This window comes from Phytoactinopolyspora endophytica, assembly GCF_004138495.1.
Taxonomy (GTDB): domain Bacteria; phylum Actinomycetota; class Actinomycetes; order Jiangellales; family Jiangellaceae; genus Phytoactinopolyspora; species Phytoactinopolyspora endophytica.
In genome coordinates this window covers 263,065-263,979 of the sequence record NZ_ML142854.1, presented here as the reverse complement: position 1 = coordinate 263,979, position 915 = coordinate 263,065, and the positions used below count along the sequence as shown (strand labels likewise).

The following is a 915-nucleotide window of genomic DNA, read 5'->3' as shown; positions in this document are numbered from 1 at the left end:
GAGCCGGACGTGCATTCCCCCTACCCATGTGGGCCGACCTCCCCGTCACCAGACATCCCAGGAGATGAGCCTAACCACTCTGATCACGTTAAGAAACACAGAGAACACAGTTCTCATTAACAACACGGCGTGTCGACTTGACTAACGACAACCATGTAATTCTCGAACCAGCAGGTAAAAGGGTTGAGCAGCTGAAACCCAGAGCGGAGCTAAACACGTCTCACATGCTGAGATAATCACGACGGAGCAGCGGCGACAGGACCAAAACGCTCCGGGTACGAGCCACGAAGGGTTCCGCCGAGATCTCGCTCAGCACACGCTCGAAATGCCTCATATCGGACGCGAACACATGGAGCAACGCGTCCGCATCCCCGGTGACCGTGAACGCCGCAACGACCTCCGGATAGCTCTCAGTCCGCCGCAGGATCTCCTCGCCGGAGGTCCGCCGGTTACAGAACAACTCGACGTACGCCTCGGTGGTCCAGCCACTCGCGGCTGGGTCGACACGCACCGTGAAGCCAGTGATGACCCCACCCTCACGGAGGCGATCGACGCGGCGCTTGACCGCCGGGGCTGACAGGTTCACCTCAGTACCGATCGCGCCATAGCTGGCCCGCCCGTCATTGGAGAGCACCTGAATGATCCGCCGATCGATGTCGTCGAGCGTCATGGCCATATCTTGATGCCTTCAGCGCTATTACACAACTTTTCTCCACCTATATCGGAAGAGACGCAACAAACTGTGGCTATACCCGCAACATTACGGCCTAGCGTTGCACCGGCCGGCGCGCTTATGTTCGAGGCGTGCCTATGTTCTCCACCCGGCACTACGTCATGTGCCCTCCCGCCCACTTCGCCGTGGAGTACGCCATCAACCCCTGGATGGACCTGTCACGGCCGGTCGACCAAGAGCGG

At 59.6% G+C, this 915-nt stretch carries 1 protein-coding gene and 1 pseudogene; one reads left to right on the top strand and one right to left on the bottom strand.

The genetic code is table 11. The features are described from left to right. Positions 1-220: 220 nt before the first annotated feature. Entirely contained in the window at positions 221-670 is a 450-nt protein-coding gene (locus tag ELR45_RS14270) for an Lrp/AsnC family transcriptional regulator (RefSeq protein WP_129666996.1), read from the bottom strand. Between the two features lie 140 nt (positions 671-810). On the opposite strand from ELR45_RS14270, the pseudogene ELR45_RS42715 reads away from it, so the two are divergent. Then, positions 811-915, top strand: a pseudogene (locus ELR45_RS42715) (amidinotransferase); the annotation flags it as partial.

Bases quoted from the DNA above. Each gene is read 5' to 3' on its own strand.
- ELR45_RS14270 (WP_129666996.1), bottom strand. From the start codon at position 670: ATGACGCTCGACGACATCGATCGGCGGATCATTCAGGTGCTCTCCAAT.